Source organism: Enterovibrio norvegicus (assembly GCF_002876705.1).
Lineage (GTDB): Bacteria > Pseudomonadota > Gammaproteobacteria > Enterobacterales > Vibrionaceae > Enterovibrio > Enterovibrio norvegicus_B.
The window spans coordinates 744,897-765,661 of record NZ_MDAG01000057.1 but is presented as its reverse complement, the minus strand read 5'-3'; the positions used below and the strand labels follow the sequence as shown (position 1 = coordinate 765,661).

The window sequence follows — 20,765 nt, the reverse complement described above, 5'->3', positions numbered from 1 at the left end:
GGGTTAAATCTACTGCGCTGCTGTCATCAGAAAGAAGGGAATCTCTCGATTGTAGTGGGACAGAGCCAAATTTCTTTTATTTATTAGAATGTAAGTCATCATATTTAGCTAAATTAGCATGAGGTCATTGAATGACTCAAAAAGGATTAAAATTACACATTTATCTCATTTAAATAAAATCAGTATTTAGATTGTATTTCATGTGTCATGTGCGAGATATGGTGATGATTTAGTGAAAACATTCTTGAATGGATTTTGAAGCATGGCGGTGTGAAAAAGAGGGTATAGAAAGCTAATCAATAACAGTAAAAATTACATATAAAACATATGGTTATTATGTATTTTTTATAACCTTTTTCTTCGCGTGAATGCAACACCATCAACAACGCTGGTGCAGTATTCCCAATTCTATACGGGATATAGAGTGGCGTAAATGCCACTAAGCTGTTTGACGCTGATAAAAGCCCTTGATAACATTTTTGAAAGCGAAAAAAGACACACAAATACAATCTTATTTTTTCAATTAATTCATGGTTTTGATGGTGGTAATATGAGTCATTCTATAGAAAATACAAAATATTTAACAGACTCGCTAATATTGGAAATCATGAGTCGATTAGAATCCGAATCAGAAAGTGCTATTGCAGCGAAAGATATTGTGCCTTCTATGTCATTGCGTGGTGATCTTGGCATGGATTCCATGCAGGCAGTGTCACTCACTCTCGATTTAGAAGATTCTCTGTCGATATCCATCGATGATGAAGACTTAGTTAAGCTTGACACCGTGGGCGATCTTTTGGAAATCATTGAATCCAAGCTAAGTCAAAAAAATGGATAATCGTAGACGTGTTGTGGTAACCGGTGTGGGTGTCGTTTCGTCAATAGGAAACGATTTTGACACGTTAACCGAATCGTTGAAGCTAGGCCGCAGCGGTATTCGCGCCGTAGAATCTTGGTCTGAGTATGGGCTAACGAGTCGCGTTGCTGGTTTAGTTGATTTAGATGAAGCAAAAATACAGTCAGCGAACATTCCTTTAAAACTCCTCAGAGCCATGCCCACCTCAACACTTTATTGCAGTGTTGCCGCCAGTGATGCCATTTCAGCTTCTCGCTTGACGCCTGAAGAGCTCGCTGATCCACGAACGGCTTGTCTTGTTGGCAGCGGTGTCGCGGATGTCGGTGTGATACACAAAGAGGGAGCAAGGTATTACGCAGGGAATGTGCGTAGGACAGAACCTTATACGGTGCTCAAATCCATGAGCAGCACAGCGAGTGCAATACTCACTAAACTCTTTGGTATTACTGGGCGAAGCTATTCAATATCGTCTGCGTGTGCAACGGGCGCACACAACATTGGACATGCTTACGAACTCATCCGCGATGGGGGGATAGATAGAGCCGTAACCGGTGGCTGTGAGGAAGTGAATGAGTTGATCGTTGCGTCTTTTCAAGCATTGAGAATGGCTCTCTCTACAGGGTTTAACGACACCCCTGAAAGCGCATCGCGTCCCTATGACAGTGATAGAGATGGCTTTGTGATCAGCGGTGGGGCGGGTGTACTTGTATTGGAATCCCTTGATTCAGCGTTAGCGCGTAACGCGCCAATTTATGCAGAAATCGTAGGTTATGCCGCCAATTCAGATCCTTATGACTTAGTTCTACCACAAGCCGATGGCGGTACATTTGTGGATTGTATTGCCAGCTCCTTAGAAGACGCGGGCATTTCCTCTGCCGATATTGATGCCATTAATACGCATGGGACAGGCACCGTTGCGGGTGATGTGGCCGAAGCCAATGGTTTGCGTAGGGCGTTTGGAGACAATGTTCCAAGGTTCTCATCGACGAAATCGATGACGGGACACGCGATTGGTGCGGTAGGTGCCATCGAATTGATTGCTTGCATTGCGATGCTGAAAGAAGGCTTTATCGCGCCCTCTATCAACATTGATAATATTGATCCTCTGTTTGCTGATTTACCCATCGTTCGCGAAAGCACACAGGCTGATTTGGAGACTATTCTGTCTTTAAACTTTGGCTTTGGTGGTACGAATGCAGCGACCATCCTGCGAAAAATGGACTGACATTATTGTGTCTGTGAATAGTACTTATGAATAGAAGCTTTATTGATGCGTTGAGGGATTCGGAAGGCGTGCTAGGTAAAGAGGCTATTCGCTCGATTTTATCTTATGGCGATGCCTTCTTATTCGTAGATTCAGTCAGTTCTTTAACCGAGTCTGAGGTGGTCGCGCAATACAACATTCCCGAGTCATCTGAGCTGATTGATGCGCATTTCAAACACGTGAGCATGATGCCAGGTGTTTTGATGGGGGAAGCCTTCGCGCAAGCCGGTATTGTTTTGGTTCATTACCGGAGTGAATTTGAAGAAGAGACAGATGTCATTGCGAGCACTGTCAGTCAAATGCGATTTAAATCTCCTGCACTGCCGGGAGATACCTTAGAAGCGCACGTCAGCATAAAGGTAATCAACCGTCTAGGCGCTAGGTTAACCGGGCATTCCTACGTTAATGGACGCGAAGTGTTGTCCGCCACGTTTGATCTTACTTTCATCAAGCGAAAAAACCTTATTGAACATATCTCTCAACACGTCACGCGTTGAGAGCAGGCGTATCCTTTTTATTCGCCCAATCATCAAATTGCTGCATGCCTATACAAGGTGAATTCGAGTACATGGACGTCGTTTGGGTAAACTTCAACTGTCGTGTGATAGACATTTTGGACGTTGTTTCATCATGCGTTAAACAATATGAGTGGGGATTTTAGTGTCCTTTAGATTAGCAACGGTAAATGACTTTATTGATGTAACGCCATCCCGTTTTAGGTGCTCGAGTTATAAAAATTCAGCGTATCCTCTTGGTTGTTCAATGTCAGAACTTGATTCCGCGTTGGGAGAGGGGGATTTTGTTGTTTTTAATGACACGATCAACGTGGGATTTATCAGAATAAAAGCCATGTTTCATGGCATCGCCTATCTTGATTTCCATTTGCTCAGTAGCATGGCTGACAAAGAAGTGCAGTCTGTGTTGAGCTGGTTATCTGAACACTACGATATCGGAAAATATTACCTGCAGTTACTTCCCCATGAACAGCTGGAGCTAGATTGCTTAACGCGTTTAGGTTTCACCGAAGAAGCGCGTTTAAGAGATCAGTTGTTTGTTGAAGGGACATATTGCGACTTAATCATGATGGGAAGTGAGGATAAACGTGTTTGACAGTGTTCGTGGAATCTATTGCGCTATACGTCGCCCCAATCTCGAAGATCTGGATACCATTACTCGCTGGCTAGATGATCCTTACCTGAATTCGACTGTTTTTGACAGTTCAACCTTTGTTAACGGCGCTCAGGAACAAGCGATGACCTGGCTAGAACAGAACGCGACTGTTTATGGTGCTGACAACCTCTTGGGGTTGGTCTGTTCTGTTAAAAGTGGCAAGCCAATCGGGATGGTCTGGTTCAATAACATTGATTGGAAAAGCCGCACTGCAGACCTTCGCTATTTGGTCGGGGAAGCCGAGTATCGTACCAGTGTGTTCGGGCCTGAAATCGCGCTGCTCAGCCTTCAAATGGCTTTTAATGTGATGAATTTACATAAGATTTTTGGTTACGTTTTGTCGGGGAATGAAAATTCAATGAGTCTGGCAGAGTTTGGGGGCATTAAAGAAGGTGTGCTAAAAAACTACGTGCGAGTTGGCGATGGATGGAACGACTACCATCTTTATGCCATGTTCTCAGATGACTTCCGGGCATTTTTACAAAAACACAAAGATGGTGTGTTGCGCCGCCACTTTAAGAAAGGCCTATTCTAAGCGTGGGCCTACTTGCTTTACTGCTTACGTTTGTTGTTTGCGTCTCTTTTTTATACCCGCGAGTTATCGGCGATCGCCTTGGCTTCATGTTCATGCTCCCCGTCCTTGCCTACACCGTGGTTTTCTTTGTGGATTGGCAGTTTGCGTCTCTGACTCAATTTTTTACGATGATTGTCGGTGGGGCATGTGTCGGTATCGGTTTGCTGTTCGCGGGATTACCCTTGAGTTCACCTCAACCAAAAGCATTCATGTTAAACAGTATGCGCGGGTTGACGTGCCTTAAAGAGAACAGGCCTTATCTCTTATTCCAAGTTGGGATAACGTGTTATGAAGAGCTGATTTGGCGAGTATTTCTGATTAGCACATTGTTGTTGGTGCTGCCTGCTTGGGCAGCAATCTTCCTTTCTTCTGCACTTTTCTGGACCGTTCACGGGGAAAACAGACCGTTAGGTTGGCACTCATTAGAGTTTTTTATCTTCTCAATGGTCCTTGCTGTTGCTTACAACCTGTTTGAATCCGTGCTCTTTGTTTGGATTGTTCACCTCACAAGAAATGTCCTTATTCTCTCTGCCTCGGACTATGAACAGAGACAGGCTAGCATGAGCTAAAAGGCTTGTTCACGCATCCCTGAGCGCATCCACTGGCTTCATTTGAGCCGCTCTTCGCGCAGGCACATACCCCGCAACCAATCCAACCAAAATTGATACACAAAGGGCAATACTGATGCCTAACATTCCCGGAAATAATGGGAAGCCGATAAAAACGGCTAAAACAACCCCAATGAGCATCCCCACAGCCAATCCCGCAAGGCCACCAATCAAACAAATGAGCACTGATTCGACAATAAATTGCACCATGATATGGCTGCGATGCGCGCCAATTGCTGCACGAATACCGATTTCTCTTGTCCGTTCAGCAACCGCTGTACTCATGATGCCGGCGACACCTATTGCCCCTACGATCAACGCGCTAGAGGCGGCAATAATGCCAATAATGGTGACACCGCCAAGAATGTTATCTGTGGTTTTGATGTATGACGCGAGGGTTTCACTTTGATATTCAAACACGCCTTGATAGCGTCGTGAGAGCACCCCTTTTAGCTGATCAGCGGCGGCTTCAGCGGCTTCGACCGACGTGGCTTCAACTTGTAGGTAGTTAACGTCGCTATTTCCATTCAGAGTTTGAACAAGCGGGTAGCTCACTAAAATGCGATTATTCACATCCCCGCCTGCAGAGCCGATGCTCGCGAGTAAATCTCGACTTTTAGATCGCAGAATACCAACAACCTGATATTCACGACCTGAGATTCTGAGTGTGCGACCTAAGGGATTAGGCATTCCGGGAAACAGGTCTGAGGCCACGGTTTCACCGATAACGGCGACTGGTCTACGATTTCTGATTTCTACTTCTCGAAGGCCTCTTCCAATGCGTAGCTGGTCATTGTTGATGGCGAGGTAATCGACATTAACGCCGATGACTTGCGCGTTGTTGTAACGATTACCCGCTTGAACGACAGGGGCTGGACCTCTCGGGTTTACAACAGGACTGATGAGACTGACGGAAGGACAACAGTCACCTTGAAGGGCGATTAAATCGTTGTTGTTGATGCCTGTTCCAGTGCGTATTCGCTGGTGCGGGTCTTTGCTGCTATACGCCCGATATACCCAAACAGATTTCAGGCCAAACGTCTCTAATTCCTGCATGACGAATGCTTTGCCACCGGTGCTGACGGTATCAACCGTCATCACTGCGGCGATACCGACCGCAATGCCAATCATACTCAGCATGGATCTGCCCCAATTAGCGAGCATGGCCAGCCGTGCTTCTTTAAACAAGTCGGGCAGGATGCGGAGTGTTTTCATGTCACTATCCTGCCGTCTCGCATGTGTACCACTCTGTCAGCCGCTTCGGCCAAATGTGCATCGTGAGTGACCATGACAATGGTATGCCCGTCAGCATGTAGCGCTTTGAACAAATCCATCACCTGCTGCCCAGTTTGGCTGTCTAATGCGCCAGTTGGCTCATCTGCGATCAGTAATTTTGGCTTGTTCACTAACGCTCGAGCAATCGCCACACGTTGTTGCTGTCCACCGGAGAGTTGATTCGGGAAATGCGTTGCGCGATCGGCGAGGCCCACTCGTTCGAGTGCAGATAAAGCCATGGCTTTGCGCTGTGAAGACGGGGTGCCTTGATAGACCAAAGGAAGCATGACGTTTGCTAAAGCATCACGGCGTGATAACAAATTAAACGATTGAAAGATGAATCCAATTAACGATGAACGAAGCGCTGCGAGCCCATCATCCCCCGTTAGATGAACGGCGGTGCCGTCCAAATGGTAGGTGCCGTTGTCGGCGTTGTCTAAGCAGCCAATAATGTTGAGAAGGGTGCTTTTTCCTGAACCAGAGGCACCCATTATGGTCACGAATTCTCCCTGCGCGATAGTCAGGTCAACACCTTGGATGATAGGTAACGGGACGTCCCCTCGAAAATAAGATTTATACAAGGATTCAATTTTAATCATTGTTCGTTATAAACCTTGCTGTACGCCCATTTTCAAGATACCCGCTATCAAACAGGGCAACCTGTTGTCCTTCTTGAACGCCGCTGAGGATTTCAACATGTGTGTCCGTTTCTAATCCTGATTCGACAGGTTGTAAACGAATGACGCCTTGCTCTACCAATGCAACTTCAAAGTGCCCAGGTTCGCGTTCACGCAGGGCGCTGTAGGGCAATCTAAGCACATCGCCTCGTTCTTCTATCACGATTTCAATATCCAGTTGTTGCCCGAGCAGAAGTTTAGGGGCATCGGCGCCTAACCCCATGCGTACTGGAAACGTATTTAAGTGGCGTGCTGATGTACGCTCGATAGCGGGGCCAATCCAATGAATTTGCGTTTGCCAGCGCTGGTTGGGAAAGGCATCTGATGAAACGTTAACCAACTGACCAACGTGAATTCTTCCTGTATCAACGGCATCCAGATTCGCTTCAATTTCCCATCCCTCAATCGCGACGAGTTGGAAAAGATCCGTACCGGCTTCGACCCATTGTCCAGACTCGGTCCACTTATCCACGATAACGGCGTCGAAAGGGGCGTTTAGCTTTTGCCAATCTTGTTCAAGTACACGCATTTGGGCGTCAGCTTGGGCAATCGCAACGGCGGATTTTGCTTTCTCCAATTCATACTGCGCTTGGTCTAACGCTTCAACTGACACCAGTTTTCTGTCAGATAACTCGGATAATCTGTTGTAACGCTGTTGTTGCTCTCTTAAATGCACAGTTTCTTGCTGAACGACGGCTTTAGCGCGTTTTAGTCGGGTGATTGAGGCGCGGTTATCCATGGCGGCCAAGGTGTCATCTTTGTTGACCAAATCACCATGAGCAACAAAGACCTGTTCGACGCGACCGTTCACTAAGGCCGTCAAAGTAACGGTGCGATCATTGATCACTTCTCCCGTTACTCGAATGATGTAGGCCATGTCATTGCGTTGCACTTGCACGCCTGACACTTCCAGAGGGGGCTGTTGATAGAAAAAGTAGCCTGTGGCAGCAGCAGAAACCAGAATAAGGATAGCGAAAGTGCTCTTGAAGTAGCCTCTCACGGATTGCCTACTAGACTGCTTCAATTTCATAAGAGGTGCTCTCAATTCTCTATCCCTACTGCTCATCAATGACGAGGATGTTAGCGCTTTTCACTCTTATATCGTTAAGAGGCCATTTGGGGAGTATATCGCTTCGCGTGTCGAACATAAGTCTCAGTTTCGCTTAAACATTCAGTCTTTGTCAGCGAGTGAGAACGGATGACGCTTCTTGGTTAAACGAACCTACGCTTGGTTAGCCTTTTTTAGCGCAGTTTCAGTCACGCGAGTGGCGTTACTTAAGCTGTCATTCTCCAGATAGACGATGCGATCAACCGCTTCAAATAGGCGGTCATCATGGCTGACAATCACCACAATTTTTGACTGCTTTAGGGAACGTATAACATCAATCAGCAGGGTTACCGCTTCACTGTCTAAGTTATTCGTCGGCTCGTCCATTAGCAAAATCGGTGTATCGCGCAGTAATGCACGCGCGAGACCTAGTTTTTGGACTTGGCCTCCTGATAGCTCTGAATGCGCATTTTTAATGACATGATCAATGCCTTGGTCGAGGCGCTCAACCCACTTATCGAGCCCCACCAAAGAGAGGGCGGCTTGAATCTTTTCTTGCTCAACGTCTATGCCAAACGTCACGTTGTTACGAATGGAGTCAGAAATGATGTGGATCTTTTGTGGCACCATCGAAATCCACTGAGACCGGCTTGGTAGGGCATTTAGGCGTATAGTGTCGAGTGCAATGTGCCCTGATTGCGGTTTGAGCTCTCCGCTTAGAATGGTGAGTAGCGTTGATTTTCCAGCCCCGTTACCGCCGTTAATCAAATGTGCTTGGCCTTTATTGAAAGACAAATCTAGCTCGGTGAATAAAGGGTAGTCGTGCTGGTAGGAAAAACTCATCCCCTCTAAACGCATCGACGCAATGGTGGTTGATGGGTCGATATCGGCACTCACGCGGTCAACCGCATCTTGCTGAGATTGCGCTTGCGCTAAATCATCCAGTTCTTTTACGCGCATTAACGCCGTCAATTCGTTAGGCATACTTGAAGCAAACTCAATGATCCTAATCAGTGAAGGCACCATCAAGTTGAGTGTTGCCGTATAGGTGATGATTAAGCCCACGGTCAACTGTTCTTCAATGACCATCGCACCGCCAAGATACCAAATGATAACCACGGCTAGCATGGGGATCCCCATAATAATCATGCTCACTTTGGTATCATATAACTGACGGGTGAAGCGCTTTCGCTCTAAATCTTCAACGGCTTTTCGGCAATATTTCGAAAAGAAATTGCCAGCATCATATATTTTTATTTCTGCATCAGCTTCAATGGTTTCTTGTACGACAGTGAATTTTGTTGCGGAGGCATCCGTTTCATCTTTAGACGATGACCATAGAGCACTGTCAAATCGCATGTAAACAAGGATAGCTGCGGGTAACAAGACAAGAAGAATGGCACTTAATTGCCAATTCATGAAAAAAACGATCACTAATAAAACGAGCGATAAGACGAGATGGTGAATAGCGCTTGATAGCCCATAAGGCATGATGACTTCAAACTGGTCTATATCCCTTGTGACGCGCGAGAGCAGGTCACCGTTGTTGATTTTTAGTCGCTGATTAAAATTCAAACCCAGAATGCTTTTAATTACATCCTGATTAAAATCAATCATTATATCTTCGCGTACCTTTAGACGAAATCGCGCGTTAACATAACTGGTCACCAAATAACCGCTGTAAAGAATGGCGAGCAATGAAACGGTCTTCAGCAGTAAATCTGAATCTGCGCTAGGCAGCACTTGGTCAATGAGATGACCTGACAGGTAGGGCAGTGGTGCTTGAAATGCTGTTAGCAATAAAGCTAACAGTAGAAAAGATAAAGAATGATACTTTCTTTTTTTATAGATGAGCTTATATAAGTAAGAAATTCGGGTCACAATCCGATCCGGGTTTAGAGGAAAACCATTTCCTCAAAAAATATGTAAAGTGGGGATTTAACATCATCCCCATTTTATTATTAATACCTAATATAGCGTTAGCGTATATTAAGGTGTACCACAACAAGGGCCAGGATTAGGAGGCGTAGGAGGCGTAGGCGGATGAGTAGGCTTTTTATGCTTCGTAGCCAGTACAGGTCCTTTTTTCGCAGCAAAGCTTATTTTTTTCATAATCTTTCCTTTTTTAATGAAGCCAATTAATGACGTAATTACTATGTGTATTTGATTTATCGAATAAATAAATACCATGGCATTGTTGTGGTGATTCTTTTGGAAGTCAACTTTTAAGAAGTGACGAACTGAGCCTATATATATTAAATCGTTAAAGTGATGAGAATGTCGTTTATTTGAGAATACGCAAGGCAATACTTTTTCATTAATTTCTCATTAATGCTTTACCCGTCACTCATTAATTTTTCATCCTCATCCCATCCATTTCCCATTTATTTTCATGGTGTTTCACTTGTGGTTAAAATTTGAACGCCATTGGTCTGGGGAGGATAGGACGAAATGGTTGGGTATCTATGAAGCAAGATCACTGCGACATCAAAAACAATGTCTCTGTTTCGATGTCACAGTGAACGGAAATACTTCTCATCTCTGCCGTCGCCTTCTCATTCAACGCAACCTTTGACTTATTTATATCCAAGAAAGTACGCCGGCAAAAACAGAGATATTTGCGGAATAAACGTGATAAGAAGAAGCGCGCCGATCAAGGTGATAACCCAGGGTAGTATCCGCTTGGCTATTTTCTCGAAGGGTATTTCTCCCACTTGGGCCGCCATAAAGAGGTTTGCGCCAAGCGGAGGTGTCACGAAACCGATGGCGAGCGCGACGATCATCACGATACCGAAATGCACCAAATCAACGTCGAGCTTGGTGAGAACTGGCAATAACACTGGCGTCAGAATGACAATCGAGGCGAGCGTTTCCAAGAAGGTGCCGATGATGAGGAGCAACACGAGTATTGCGACGAGCACGAGATATTTGTTTTCAGTACTTGATAGAACGAACTGAGCCAGTTCAGTTGGAATCTTCTCTAGTGCGATGATGCGACCAAACGCCACCGATGCCCCGATGATCACTAACACCGCGGAAACCAGCATGGCGGATTCCAGCATGATTTTAGGCAACTGCTTCATCGGAAGTTCGCGATACACCAAACAAGACACGATCAAGGCATACACCACTGCTACGGCAGATGATTCTGTTGGCGTGACAATGCCACCATAGATGCCGCCGAGGATGACAATGGGCATGATGAGTGCGAGCTTTGCTTCATTGAGTACATGGAAGATTTCTTTGTATGTCGCGGGTGCTCGAGTATCTACCATGTGAGCATGGCGGTTTTGTCTGCGGTGAAAGTAGTTGTAAGTGATCAAAGTAATGGCGATCACGATACCGGGCAGAATCCCTGCCATAAACAAAGCCGTCACTGATACGCCCGCCGCAACCGCATACACAATCATGACCACCGACGGTGGAATCATCACGCCCAAGCCGCCAGCACTGGCAACCATTGCGCCTGCATAAGCTCGGTCATACCCTCGCTGAACGAGGGCGGGGATCATCGCGAGGCCCACTGCGGCAACAGTGGCGGAGCCTGTGCCAGAAATGGCAGCGAAGAAGAGACAAGCCATGATCGTGACGGTACCTAAATCCCCAGGTGCGCGCCCAAATAAAGTATCAGCAACGGCGATCAAGCGTTTGGAAATCCCGCCCTTGCTCATGATATTGCCTGCGAGGGTAAACAACACCACGGCAATCAAGGTAAAGCTGTTGATGCCACTGACGAGCCCAAGCGCATACAAATCGGGCTTGAGAAAAGGGATGTACATAATGGCGAGAAGCGATGCAGAGCCAAGGGCGATACCAATCGGAACACCAATGAGCAACATGCTAAAGAAACCCGCGAAAAGAATCAGCGATGTCATGATGGTTTCTCCTCGCTGTTGTACAGACTCAGATCACCACGTACACCAATTTGGTACAACGAATAGAGAAGTCGCAAGCTACACAGTAACCCCGAAAATATGATGGCGGCGTAAAGCACAGACGTTGACCATTGTGTGGCTGATAAGGTTTTACCGCGCTCTATGGCTTGTTGCGTAATTTGTACGCCAAGGTAGCACACCGTGACGGAGTAAATGAGGAAGATGGATTCGCTGACAAACATCACAATGCGTTTTTTCTTCTGTGAGAACTTGTCGACAAAGTAGGTGACTCGCATGTGCCGATGTTCACGGATGGCGTAGCTGATACCAAAGTAAATGAGGTAGACGAAACACAGCCTTGCGATTTCATTGGCGATAACGATAGAGGTTGAGAAGGCAAAGCGCGCGATCACATCAGCAAACACCAACACAATGATCGCGAAGAGGCTGGTGACGATGATGGTAGGTTCGAAGTACTTTTCGATGATCCGAAACATGGTGGATGACTCTCCCTGACAACCCATTTGAGAACGGTCTAGGCACAAGTTAAACACAGGGCGTCTCAATCTTTGAGAAGCCCTATGCGCGGTGCTCTAAGTGTTAAGTGCAGTGCTAAGTGAGCGACTTATCTCTCGTTATGAGTGATAGCGCTGTGTTATCACTAAGGTTGAAGGTTCGACATAAACTGGTCGTAGAAATCACTGCCGACCTTTTTACGGATGTCTGCTTCAATCGCCGTGTTCATGGTTTTACCCAAACGCTCACGATCGTCTAGCGGTAAGCTGTTGACAGTCAGTCCTTTCTCTTTCAATGCGGCTAACGTTTCATTGTTTGTTTTTAACGTTAAATCGCGTTGAAGTAGGACAGTCTCTCTCGCCACTTCATCAATCAATTGACGGTCTTTATCATTGAGTTCGTTGTACCACTCGAGGTTCGCCATCCAGAGTTCGGGCCAGTAAATGTGATTGGTCAACGACACGTATTTCTGCACTTCGAAAAAGCGTTCAACAAGCATGGAAGACAGAGCACTTTCTTGTCCGAAAATCAGGTTTTGCTGCAGAGACGAATAGATCTCTCCCCACGCAAGTGGGATGGGCACGGCATCAACAGAACGCCATGCACTGATTGCGATAGGGTTGTCAGCTGAACGCATACGCAACCCCGCAAATGCCTCGTAGCTATCAAGCGGGGCGCGATTGTTAGTAAAGCTTCTGAAGCCTAACTCCATGAACCCCATGGATTTCAAGCCACGTTTCTCCATGGCGCTTCCCAATGATTTTCCAGCTTCGCCATCAAGTACATTTCGTGCAGTGTCTTCGTCCGCAAACAACAGAAATTGGTCGAGCACGGCCAGTTCATTCACCGTAGAAGACAGGTGTACCGACGCGCCGGTTGCCATGGTGATGTTTCCGGACTGAACTAACTCGGTCATCTCTCTGACGCTGCCGAGTTGACCGCCGGGATAAATTTCAACGTCGATGTCACCGTTAGAACGTTTCTCCAATTCTTCCTCAAAATAAAGAAGCGATTGATGAATAGGAGAAACTTCTGGGGTGGCGTGACCAATGCGAATGGTGGTATCTGCATAGGATGCGCTGGTGGTGAGCAATCCGGCAATGACGGTCATCATCAATGAAAGTTTCATGGTGTACTCCTTTTTTCAGCCGTAAGATTCCTTCGCCGCTCGCTGTGAGCAGTGTGTCGTTGTTTCCCGTGGCTGTGTTGGGTGGTTTTTGGTCGTCTTATCGTCGAATGCGGGCATCGCCTGACGATAAAACGTTAGGTTCGTACTCGCTCGAACTCAGCCCATGCTTGTTCGAAGCGTTCAAAATCGAAGTTTTCTTCTCTTGCTGCTTTCAAAATGATTTGTTCGTTCCTGAGCAAGGTTTCGATTGCGTCGGCGAGCAACGGAATGATGTCAGTTGGGATCACCACTGCGCCATGTCGGTCTGCATGGATGAGGTCTCCGTGGGACACGTTTAAACCGAATACGTTGACGGGCTCTCCAATGCTCTCGATATGCACAAAGCCGTGGCTAGGGCCAACCGAGCCAGCGAGAACGAGAAATTCATCAGGCAAATCGCCAAGATCGCGCATCACACCGTTGGTTAATACACCACTCAGACCAAACCCCTTGTGAACATTGGTATTGATTTCCCCCCAAAACGCACCGATGGTGTCTGGGAAATCTAAATCTTCAATCACCGCGAGGGACGGGAACGGGGCTTCCGACATGTATCGGTAGTAGTCCATTCGCAGTTTTTTTACATCATCAACGGGCAACCTAGATGGTTCTAGTGCAGCAATCATTGCTGTTTTTGCATAGCCGACGATAGCGGGACTCTCGGGCGCTGAAGCCTGTAACGTGCCTCGCGTGAAATCGTTGAACCCGCGCTTTCCTTGAGCGACTTCTATGGCGTTACATACCGTAGGAGTGTCCACACTGATCAGTAATTCGTAGAGCGTTTTGTCCATTAACTTTTCAACCAAGCAGCAAGGGCGCGCGTGGTTGCCTCCGGTTGTTCGAGAGTGGGAAGATGGCCTGCTTTTTTGATGACCACATAATCTGCATGAGGGATCAGTGCTTTGATCGCATCATGTCTGTCTTTTGGGCACAGCTGATCGTCTTCACCCATTAAAATCAAGGTGGGAACATCAACATGCTTTAGGGTGTCTTGTTGGTCTGGTCGGTCTCTGAGCGCCAGTGATTGATTGACGAATGCTGCGTCGCCGAGGCTTTTCGCCATTTGAAGACAAGTTGCTTCGATATAGGGGGTGGGGTGGTCTCGGTGAAGATACTTAGGAATCATGACCTCTTGCATGACACCCAGAAGCTCCCCGTTGGCGACACGATCAAGATGGATCTGTCGTCCTGCTTTTACCTCGTCGATTTCTGCCCAAGGGTTTGTGTCCATGAGTGCGAGCTTGCTGATACGGTGAGGTGCTTGTCGATAGACTTCCATCGCCAATATGCCGCCCATAGATAGCCCCGCGAGTGCGAAACGTTCAGGCGCATTTTTGAGCACTTTTCTGGCGAGTGATGCCATGGATTCTTCAGAAGCAATATCCATCACTATGACGTTTCGATCTGTTTGGAATGCTGCTATTTGTGGCGCAAACAAGCGCTCATCACACATCATGCCGGGCAGAAATACCAAAGGCTCAAGAGAGACGTTGTTCATTACGCATCACCTGCCCAGGTTAGCCCTGCTGCATCGTCTGTTCGCGTGACGCGGAAAAGACTCGCTTCGCCAGAGACATTCACGCTTAAGGTATAAGGCGTTCCTTCCGGAAGCCAAACGGTGTCACCGGGATTGAGGGTCAGTGTTTCGCCTTCCCATGCGAGCACCCAATGCCCGCGCATCACCATCAACACCACATCTTTTTTAGCAATTTGTGTTTGTTGGCCGAGTGACGAGCGAGTGAGGAAATCCACCTCGAACCCTGGTTTGTCTTTGAGCAATCCTTTTTCGCCAATCACGATCACAGGCTGTTTTGCCGACATGGCGACCATATCCCAATAGCGCGCAACATAATGCTTCACCACGGTTGCCGCATCTGGACGAAGCAGGGCGTTGAGCCATTGCGCTTCAGGCAGTGGCATTTCGCTTTCGCCGGTCGGCAAGGTTTCGTTTTTCTCTGTGTCGTACAAACGGCCACTCTCACCTAATACCAAACCATGTGCGTCGGCGGCGGCTCGAACGTGAGGGGCCCAAATGACGCCACCACCCGCATCATCGCCACCAAGGATGGACATGATCATGCCGTAATCGCTGCCAATGTTTTCAAAGCCGCGGAACATGCGGGTGGGAATGTTGAAAATATCGCCTTCTTCGAGCACAACCTCTCCGTCTTCGCCGGTTTCTCCCCAAAAGAAACGCCAACGACCTTTGAGCACAAAAAAGACTTCTGCCGTGTTGTGAGAGTGAAGAGAATTGAAACAGCGCGGTGGTTGGCCTGCCGCGCCAATATTAAAGCCCGGTGTGGCTTGAATATGAATGTGCTGGTCGGGGCTTTCAGACACACCACCACCAATGATGGTAAAGTTTTCTTTCTGATCAGAGCCCGGCGTATGCGCGTCGATAAAGGCGGAACGACACGGTATCAGGTCTCCAAACCTTACCCATTGCGGTTGTTTCATCTAACACTCCTTGTTGTGGCGGCTATCTCGTATTGCGGCAGCTCTCTTGTTTTGTGATAGCTTCCTTGAATCGTAATAGCGCTTTTGAATTGCAATAGCTCTCTAGAATCGCAATAGCTATCCCGTATGCAGGGCGATTTGCTTCCAAATGGCGGTTTCATCAAAGACGACAGATTCTCGTCGGATACCACGTGGGCCAAACTCCACGTGCGCAGCACCCATGACGTAAACATCCGCGCCCGTCGGTTGCCCGAAGCGACCCCAACCGTCATGTTTTCCATAGAGAGAAAATCGAATGGCGGCACGGGGTGGCATTAACGGGTCTTCTCGGCCAATTTGGTGCTCAATGGTGAACGTTGCGCCGGGAAAGCTTGCGCGTAATCCGAGCCAGAAGGCTTCAACGGCAGACCATGAGTAACCAGACTCACCGCTTGGGTGCGCGACCTGACATGCGCGATCGTAATCTTCTGGAATGCACGAGTATTCCGCGCTCATCAAACGTTTCAGGGTTTCGACGTAAGCGTCGCCCCAGACGTTGTCATTCCCTTTGCCAATGTAGGGGCCTAAAGTGTCTTGTTCTGGCGTAAAAGGCTTGTTGCAGTTGTCTGCACCGCCTTCGGCGTCGATCTGGTCAATCGCGAATTGTTTGGGGTCATGACCGAGCTGTCGAACGATCGATCCTTGGTCTCGAATCAACCATTCATCATTGATTTGGTTGTTGATGGCATGGCAATCGGCGATCACTTGGTAACAAAGTTTCTTGCCTGTGGCTTTCCCAAACTGGCCGTCACGGCTATGGGTAGCTTGAGATAAAATACGATGGGAAGACAACATGCCTTCTTCCGGTGACCCCGACCAAATCACGTCCTCACCCAGTAATACCCGATCGGGCAATTCGTTGAGCACGGAGCTGGTTTGCGCGATAACGTCTTTGTTGCCAATTGAAATGCCAGCAGGGGTTCTCACGACAATGTCTGACGAATAGTAGTCATGCAGTGAGTGGATATTTCTCCCTTCCCAAATCTCTTCCGTGATGGACAAGATATAGTCGGGAAAGTCTGTGAACTTACTATCAAAGCCTTTCATGATTTCCAACCTTCGGGGATTTTTGCGGATGTGCGAACCAAGAGCGGCGAACCGATAGCCACTTTCTGTGGGGTATCGTTCTCATGGCTGATTTGTTGCAACAGAATACGTACTGTTTCATTGACCATGATGTCTGCATGCTGGGCGAGGGTGGTGAGGCCATAACTCGGCCAACTTGCCGCAGGCACATCGTCATACCCCACTACGGAAACATCGTCAGGAATACGCAGCCCTAATTCGAAACGCAGCGTGTCCATCACGGCGAGTGCCATGTGGTCATTGGCGACAAAAACAGCATCAGGCGGATCGTCCTGAAACATGGCTTTGGTTGCCGCACTGGCTTTTGCCATATCGAACATGCCTTCGCCACGTGAGTGCAATGCCATGCCGGCTTGTTGTAAGCCAGCGCGAAAACCAATTTCTCGGTCACGCTGTGTTGATGTGCACTCGAGTCCCGCGATGTAGCTGATTTTTTTGTGTCCACCTGCCACAAGAAACTCTGCAGCTGCCATGCCGCCACTAAAGTTGTCAGAGGTAACGGAGGAGAATTCACCGCCTTGTTGGGCGCGGTTGAACAGTACGATAGGAACGCCTACCGAACGGCATCTCACGGCTAGCTCTGACGAAAGCTCCACGGAGGCGGCGATAATGCCGTCGACTTGGTAATCCAGAATTTCTTCAATGACTTCATCAACCACGCTGTCGACATTGTTCGCCATGAAAATCAGGACGTGATAGCCCTGTTCTTGCAATAAATTTGAAAGCTTTTCCAATGCTTCGGGGTAGAACTGATTGTTGAGATAAGCAACCACAAGCCCAATTACACGGCTTTTTCCTGACACCATGGCGCGAGCAAGTACGTTTGGGCGATACCCTAATTCTTCGGCGGCCTTTTTGACTTTATCGATGGTTTTCTTGGATGCGGATCCGCCGGGCGTAAAGACACGACTGACGGCAGACTGACTGACGCCGGCATGTTTTGCTACATCGGTTGAGGTGATCTTATCGTTTGCCATTACTCTGCTGTCCAGCCTCCGTCAACTTTGAGCGAGGTTCCCGTGACCATGCCTGAAGCGCTAGAGGCGAGGTAAAGCACAGCGCCCATTAAATCTTCCACTTCACCGACACGATCTAATTTAATGTTGCTTTGCAGCCATGCTAGCTTTTCTGGATCTGCGAAGGTGCTTGCGGTGAGTTCGGTTTTGATGAACGTGGGGCAAATTGTATTTACACGAATGTTCTGTTTGCCCCATTCAATCGCCATGGCTTTGGTGAAACCTTCAACGGCGTGTTTGCTGGCGCAATACACGGCACGGTCGATGCCGCCAACGTGCGCCATTTGGCTGGAAATGCTAATAAAACTGCCGGGCTTCTGCGCTTCCATTAGACGACGAGCGGCAAATTGGAATAAGAAATACGCGGCTTTCACATTCAGATCGAAGACCGTGTCGAAATCAGCTTGCTGTGTATCGAGCGCGGGTGAATGAATCGCAAGTCCCGCAGAATTTAAAACGATGTCATAAGGTTCTCGCGCATTCAGAGCTTGCTCAAGCGCATCAAGTTGGGTGACATCCAACACCAAAACATCAGATTGATAACCTTCTTGGTCGAGGGCTTCTTTTAGTTCTAATAGCTTTTCTTCGCGGCGAGCGATTAAGGTGACGTGGGCGCCCGCCCTGGCGAGTGCTGTCGCGCAAGCCAGGCCAATACCCGAGGAGGCACCAGATACAAGCGCACGTTTGTTAAAAAGATCAAAAGAGGGTGTGATGGGTAGCGATATGGTCATAACCTTTCCTTTGGCAAAGCGACGGATCCTGTCGGTCTCGATGTGTTGAATGCTTTTAGTCTCGCAAAAACATCGACCCCAAGTTGCGCATAAATGTCTAATAGATCGATAAGCACCCAGTTTTCTTTGATTTTCTTATCTTCGATGCGCCAAAAGTCGAGACTGCGTAGGGTGATTTTCTGGTTTGTTGGTGCAATACCTAACCATCCATCGCCGGACAAGGTTTGGCGCATGTTGGGCCAACCCGTTACGGCGACATAATTGTCTTGTGCAAAGAAATGCAGCGTGATGTCTTCATTATCCAATCCGCGATCGGGCATCGCGTTTAAAAATGGGATTTGATGCCACTGACGAAACCCAGACAAACCGCGACATGTGCCTATGCCAGATGGGCCATACCAAGTTAAATCTTCATGCCAAGCCTCCGGCAACCTCATTACATCAGGGCCGCCTTGCGAGGGATGCTGCCCGAGGTTGTTGAGCATACGGATGACAATTTCAAGATTGTCATCACCGCTTTGCTCGCTATTTATAGGTTTGATACCGTCCAACGTGGCAGGGGCGGGGACAAGGCCCTCTCGGCCAAGTGAGGGTGACAGCGGCCATGCGTTGGCTTGCTTCATGACTTCCACGATGTCCCAAATCACGTGTACTTCTTCGATGCCATTTGGGGTAATGCGGTAAAACTCGTGGTACCGCATGTGCACAAATTGCCCCGTTGGCGGTATGTCTAAAAATGGGGAGATGAAGGTGCCGCAGTAATATCCGCAACAACCCACCCAGCTATTTCCTTGTTGGTCTTGCCCGTTAATGACGATGGTGTCGCGCCTTTCCGCATCGGGAATTGCCGTGACAAGCGCGTGATAGCTGCTGTTTATCCATGCGCTTGCCCCGTGTTGATCGCCAAAGGGATAGCACATGTGAATACTGGCATTCTCGCTAAACATGTCAGACGCAATATCATGAAGTGCCATGACATTGATGCGACGCTGGCTTTCGCGCCAGCGGGTAAGCCCGCTCATCCATGATGCTTTGTCAGCCGTGTTGGTCATTAAACATCAGCCTCGTGGCGCCGGTTGACCGTAGGGAACATCTTTCTTCCCGTAGCGTCTTACGCGTACATTGCATTGCTCAGCGTGGCCAACGAAACCTTCTAGCATGCACAATCGTGAGCCGTATTCGCCAACGAGCGTAGCGGCTTCATCAGTGAGGATCCTTTGGTAGCTGTGTGTTTTGAGGTATTTACCTACCCAGAGTCCACCGGTATAGCGACCCGCTTTTTGCGTTGGTAACGTATGATTCGTACCAATCACCTTGTCACCATTGGACACGTTGGTTCGTGGGCCAAGGAACAAGCCGCCGTAACACGTCATGTTTTCAAGGAACCAATCATCGCGATCAGTCATGACTTGAACATGCTCGTAGGCTTTTTCCTCTGATACCTGCAACATCTCTTCATAGGAGTCACAAAGAATGATTTCGCCGTAATCGTCCCAGCTCACTTTTGCGGTATCGGCTGTGGGCAGTATTTTCAGTAAGCGATCTATTTCTACCAGCGTGTCGTTGGCAAGTTTTTCGCTATTGGTGACCAATGCGGCAGGGGAGTTGTAACCGTGTTCCGCTTGTCCGAGTAAATCTGTCGCGCATAATTCTGCATCAACCGTGTCATCGGCGATCACCATGGTTTCAGTGGGACCGGCAAACAAGTCAATGCCAACACGGCCAAACAGCTGACGTTTCGCTTCGGCAACGAAGGCATTCCCGGGGCCGACGAGCAAATGGACAGGCGCAATGGTTTCTGTTCCTAGTGCCATTGCACCGACTGCCTGTATGCCGCCAAGCACATAGATTTCATCTGCCCCACCGAGGTGCATGGCTGCTACCACTGCGGGGTTAGGCTCACCTTTGAAAGGGGGAGTACACGCAATCACACGGGGAACACCCGCCACTTTGGCGGTGGCGACAGACATATGTGCTGAAGCAACCATGGGGAATTTACCGCCCGGCACGTAACAGCCAACACTTTGAACGGGGATGTTTTTGTGCCCCAAAATGACGCCTGGCAGTGTTTCGACTTCGACGTCTGTCATTGAATCGCGTTGAATTTGGGCAAAGTTGGTGACTTGTTCATTGGCAAAGCGAATATCTGCCATGTCTTCAGGTGACACCTTTGCAATGATGTCTGCAATATCTTGCTCAGAGAGAAGGAAGGCTTCTGGCGCGTAATTGTCGAATTTTATTGCCAGTTCTCTGACTGCGGCATCACCGTCATTTTCAATTTTCTTCAAGGTGTCAGAAACGATCTGAACGACTTTCTCGTTGTCGCTGACTTTGTCCGATTCAGATTTTCCTGTTTTTAGGTACGTGATAGCCATCTATGTGTTTCCTATTAATCGTGTTTCCCG

Annotated in this window: 21 protein-coding genes; 6 read left to right on the top strand and 15 right to left on the bottom strand. The window is 48.0% G+C overall.

Annotation, left to right across the window (positions count from 1 at the left end):
- The first annotated feature begins 433 nt into the window (after positions 1-433).
- From BCT27_RS25920 to BCT27_RS22680, 6 genes are all read left to right on the top strand, one after another.
- Complete coding sequence (locus BCT27_RS25920; RefSeq protein ID WP_241908628.1) at positions 434-838, top strand: acyl carrier protein; 405 nt, start codon at positions 434-436, stop codon at positions 836-838.
- Positions 831-2,081, top strand: coding sequence for a beta-ketoacyl-[acyl-carrier-protein] synthase family protein (locus BCT27_RS22700; RefSeq protein WP_102396851.1), 1,251 nt, complete (start codon positions 831-833; stop codon positions 2,079-2,081). The genes BCT27_RS25920 and BCT27_RS22700 overlap by 8 nt, the downstream gene beginning before the upstream one ends.
- 26 nt (positions 2,082-2,107) lie before the next feature.
- Positions 2,108-2,617: a 3-hydroxyacyl-ACP dehydratase FabZ family protein gene (locus BCT27_RS22695; RefSeq protein ID WP_102396850.1), complete on the top strand. Its 510-nt coding sequence runs from the start codon at positions 2,108-2,110 to the stop codon at positions 2,615-2,617.
- 265 nt (positions 2,618-2,882) lie between these two features.
- Positions 2,883-3,230 (top strand): hypothetical protein, encoded by a 348-nt coding sequence (locus BCT27_RS22690; RefSeq protein WP_102396849.1) that lies wholly within the window; start codon positions 2,883-2,885, stop codon positions 3,228-3,230.
- Positions 3,223-3,825 (top strand): GNAT family N-acetyltransferase, encoded by a 603-nt coding sequence (locus tag BCT27_RS22685; RefSeq protein ID WP_102318774.1) that lies wholly within the window; start codon positions 3,223-3,225, stop codon positions 3,823-3,825. The genes BCT27_RS22690 and BCT27_RS22685 overlap by 8 nt, the downstream gene beginning before the upstream one ends.
- 2 nt (positions 3,826-3,827) lie before the next feature.
- Positions 3,828-4,433 carry a CPBP family intramembrane glutamic endopeptidase gene (locus BCT27_RS22680; RefSeq protein ID WP_102318775.1) on the top strand — a complete coding sequence of 202 codons (606 nt, stop codon included), beginning with the start codon at positions 3,828-3,830 and terminating at the stop codon, positions 4,431-4,433.
- A 9-nt stretch (positions 4,434-4,442) separates the two neighbouring features.
- Here BCT27_RS22680 and BCT27_RS22675 read toward each other — a convergent pair whose 3' ends face one another.
- From BCT27_RS22675 to hisD, 15 genes are all read right to left on the bottom strand, one after another.
- Entirely contained in the window at positions 4,443-5,687 is a 1,245-nt protein-coding gene (locus BCT27_RS22675) for an ABC transporter permease (RefSeq protein ID WP_102318776.1), read from the bottom strand.
- Positions 5,684-6,346, bottom strand: coding sequence for an ABC transporter ATP-binding protein (locus BCT27_RS22670; RefSeq protein ID WP_102396848.1), 663 nt, complete (start codon positions 6,344-6,346; stop codon positions 5,684-5,686). Before BCT27_RS22670 ends, BCT27_RS22675 begins: the two co-directional genes overlap by 4 nt.
- A complete protein-coding gene (locus BCT27_RS22665; RefSeq protein ID WP_102396847.1) occupies positions 6,339-7,454 on the bottom strand; it encodes an efflux RND transporter periplasmic adaptor subunit in 1,116 nt (371 codons plus the stop codon). Before BCT27_RS22665 ends, BCT27_RS22670 begins: the two co-directional genes overlap by 8 nt.
- Positions 7,455-7,646: 192 nt before the next feature.
- Positions 7,647-9,284 carry an ABC transporter ATP-binding protein gene (locus tag BCT27_RS22660; RefSeq protein ID WP_102396865.1) on the bottom strand — a complete coding sequence of 546 codons (1,638 nt, stop codon included), beginning with the start codon at positions 9,282-9,284 and terminating at the stop codon, positions 7,647-7,649.
- A 764-nt stretch (positions 9,285-10,048) separates the two neighbouring features.
- On the bottom strand, positions 10,049-11,347 hold the full coding sequence (locus tag BCT27_RS22650; RefSeq protein ID WP_102396845.1) for a TRAP transporter large permease: 1,299 nt from the start codon (positions 11,345-11,347) through the stop codon (positions 10,049-10,051).
- On the bottom strand, positions 11,344-11,844 hold the full coding sequence (locus BCT27_RS22645; protein WP_102318781.1) for a TRAP transporter small permease: 501 nt from the start codon (positions 11,842-11,844) through the stop codon (positions 11,344-11,346). Before BCT27_RS22645 ends, BCT27_RS22650 begins: the two co-directional genes overlap by 4 nt.
- A 164-nt stretch (positions 11,845-12,008) precedes the next feature.
- On the bottom strand, positions 12,009-12,992 hold the full coding sequence (locus BCT27_RS22640; RefSeq protein WP_102396844.1) for a TRAP transporter substrate-binding protein: 984 nt from the start codon (positions 12,990-12,992) through the stop codon (positions 12,009-12,011).
- Positions 12,993-13,126: 134 nt separating this feature from the next.
- Positions 13,127-13,822, bottom strand: a complete 696-nt coding sequence (locus tag BCT27_RS22635) for an RraA family protein (RefSeq protein WP_102396843.1) — start codon at positions 13,820-13,822, stop codon at positions 13,127-13,129.
- Entirely contained in the window at positions 13,822-14,529 is a 708-nt protein-coding gene (locus BCT27_RS22630; RefSeq protein ID WP_102396842.1) for an alpha/beta fold hydrolase, read from the bottom strand. Before BCT27_RS22630 ends, BCT27_RS22635 begins: the two co-directional genes overlap by 1 nt.
- The gene (locus BCT27_RS22625) at positions 14,529-15,488 is read right to left on the bottom strand and encodes a cupin domain-containing protein (RefSeq protein WP_102318785.1); all 960 of its coding nucleotides are present in this window, start codon (positions 15,486-15,488) and stop codon (positions 14,529-14,531) included. The genes BCT27_RS22630 and BCT27_RS22625 overlap by 1 nt, the downstream gene beginning before the upstream one ends.
- Positions 15,489-15,605: 117 nt before the next feature.
- The gene (locus BCT27_RS22620) at positions 15,606-16,574 is read right to left on the bottom strand and encodes a nuclear transport factor 2 family protein (protein ID WP_102396841.1); all 969 of its coding nucleotides are present in this window, start codon (positions 16,572-16,574) and stop codon (positions 15,606-15,608) included.
- Positions 16,571-17,590: a LacI family DNA-binding transcriptional regulator gene (locus BCT27_RS22615; protein ID WP_017009688.1), complete on the bottom strand. Its 1,020-nt coding sequence runs from the start codon at positions 17,588-17,590 to the stop codon at positions 16,571-16,573. Before BCT27_RS22615 ends, BCT27_RS22620 begins: the two co-directional genes overlap by 4 nt.
- On the bottom strand, positions 17,590-18,360 hold the full coding sequence (locus BCT27_RS22610; protein WP_102396840.1) for an SDR family NAD(P)-dependent oxidoreductase: 771 nt from the start codon (positions 18,358-18,360) through the stop codon (positions 17,590-17,592). The genes BCT27_RS22615 and BCT27_RS22610 overlap by 1 nt, the downstream gene beginning before the upstream one ends.
- Positions 18,357-19,412, bottom strand: coding sequence for an ester cyclase (locus BCT27_RS22605; RefSeq protein WP_102396839.1), 1,056 nt, complete (start codon positions 19,410-19,412; stop codon positions 18,357-18,359). Before BCT27_RS22605 ends, BCT27_RS22610 begins: the two co-directional genes overlap by 4 nt.
- A 6-nt stretch (positions 19,413-19,418) precedes the next feature.
- On the bottom strand, positions 19,419-20,735 hold the full coding sequence (gene hisD, locus BCT27_RS22600) for a histidinol dehydrogenase (RefSeq protein ID WP_102392148.1): 1,317 nt from the start codon (positions 20,733-20,735) through the stop codon (positions 19,419-19,421).
- Positions 20,736-20,765 lie beyond the last annotated feature (30 nt).

What these genes read in the sequence shown, in the direction of transcription:
- BCT27_RS25920 (WP_241908628.1), top strand. Translation starts at nt 434, where the DNA reads ATGCCACTAAGCTGTTTGACGCTGATAAAAGCCCTTGATAACATTTTT.
- BCT27_RS22700 (WP_102396851.1), top strand. Translation starts at nt 831, where the DNA reads ATGGATAATCGTAGACGTGTTGTGGTAACCGGTGTGGGTGTCGTTTCG.
- BCT27_RS22695 (WP_102396850.1), top strand. Translation starts at nt 2,108, where the DNA reads ATGAATAGAAGCTTTATTGATGCGTTGAGGGATTCGGAAGGCGTGCTA.
- BCT27_RS22690 (WP_102396849.1), top strand. Translation starts at nt 2,883, where the DNA reads ATGTCAGAACTTGATTCCGCGTTGGGAGAGGGGGATTTTGTTGTTTTT.
- BCT27_RS22675 (WP_102318776.1), bottom strand. Translation starts at nt 5,687, where the DNA reads ATGAAAACACTCCGCATCCTGCCCGACTTGTTTAAAGAAGCACGGCTG.
- BCT27_RS22670 (WP_102396848.1), bottom strand. Translation starts at nt 6,346, where the DNA reads ATGATTAAAATTGAATCCTTGTATAAATCTTATTTTCGAGGGGACGTC.
- BCT27_RS22665 (WP_102396847.1), bottom strand. Translation starts at nt 7,454, where the DNA reads ATGAAATTGAAGCAGTCTAGTAGGCAATCCGTGAGAGGCTACTTCAAG.
- BCT27_RS22650 (WP_102396845.1), bottom strand. Translation starts at nt 11,347, where the DNA reads ATGACATCGCTGATTCTTTTCGCGGGTTTCTTTAGCATGTTGCTCATT.
- BCT27_RS22645 (WP_102318781.1), bottom strand. Translation starts at nt 11,844, where the DNA reads ATGTTTCGGATCATCGAAAAGTACTTCGAACCTACCATCATCGTCACC.
- BCT27_RS22640 (WP_102396844.1), bottom strand. Translation starts at nt 12,992, where the DNA reads ATGAAACTTTCATTGATGATGACCGTCATTGCCGGATTGCTCACCACC.
- BCT27_RS22635 (WP_102396843.1), bottom strand. Translation starts at nt 13,822, where the DNA reads ATGGACAAAACGCTCTACGAATTACTGATCAGTGTGGACACTCCTACG.
- BCT27_RS22630 (WP_102396842.1), bottom strand. Translation starts at nt 14,529, where the DNA reads ATGAACAACGTCTCTCTTGAGCCTTTGGTATTTCTGCCCGGCATGATG.
- BCT27_RS22625 (WP_102318785.1), bottom strand. Translation starts at nt 15,488, where the DNA reads ATGAAACAACCGCAATGGGTAAGGTTTGGAGACCTGATACCGTGTCGT.
- BCT27_RS22620 (WP_102396841.1), bottom strand. Translation starts at nt 16,574, where the DNA reads ATGAAAGGCTTTGATAGTAAGTTCACAGACTTTCCCGACTATATCTTG.
- BCT27_RS22615 (WP_017009688.1), bottom strand. Translation starts at nt 17,590, where the DNA reads ATGGCAAACGATAAGATCACCTCAACCGATGTAGCAAAACATGCCGGC.
- BCT27_RS22610 (WP_102396840.1), bottom strand. Translation starts at nt 18,360, where the DNA reads ATGACCATATCGCTACCCATCACACCCTCTTTTGATCTTTTTAACAAA.
- BCT27_RS22605 (WP_102396839.1), bottom strand. Translation starts at nt 19,412, where the DNA reads ATGACCAACACGGCTGACAAAGCATCATGGATGAGCGGGCTTACCCGC.
- hisD (WP_102392148.1), bottom strand. Translation starts at nt 20,735, where the DNA reads ATGGCTATCACGTACCTAAAAACAGGAAAATCTGAATCGGACAAAGTC.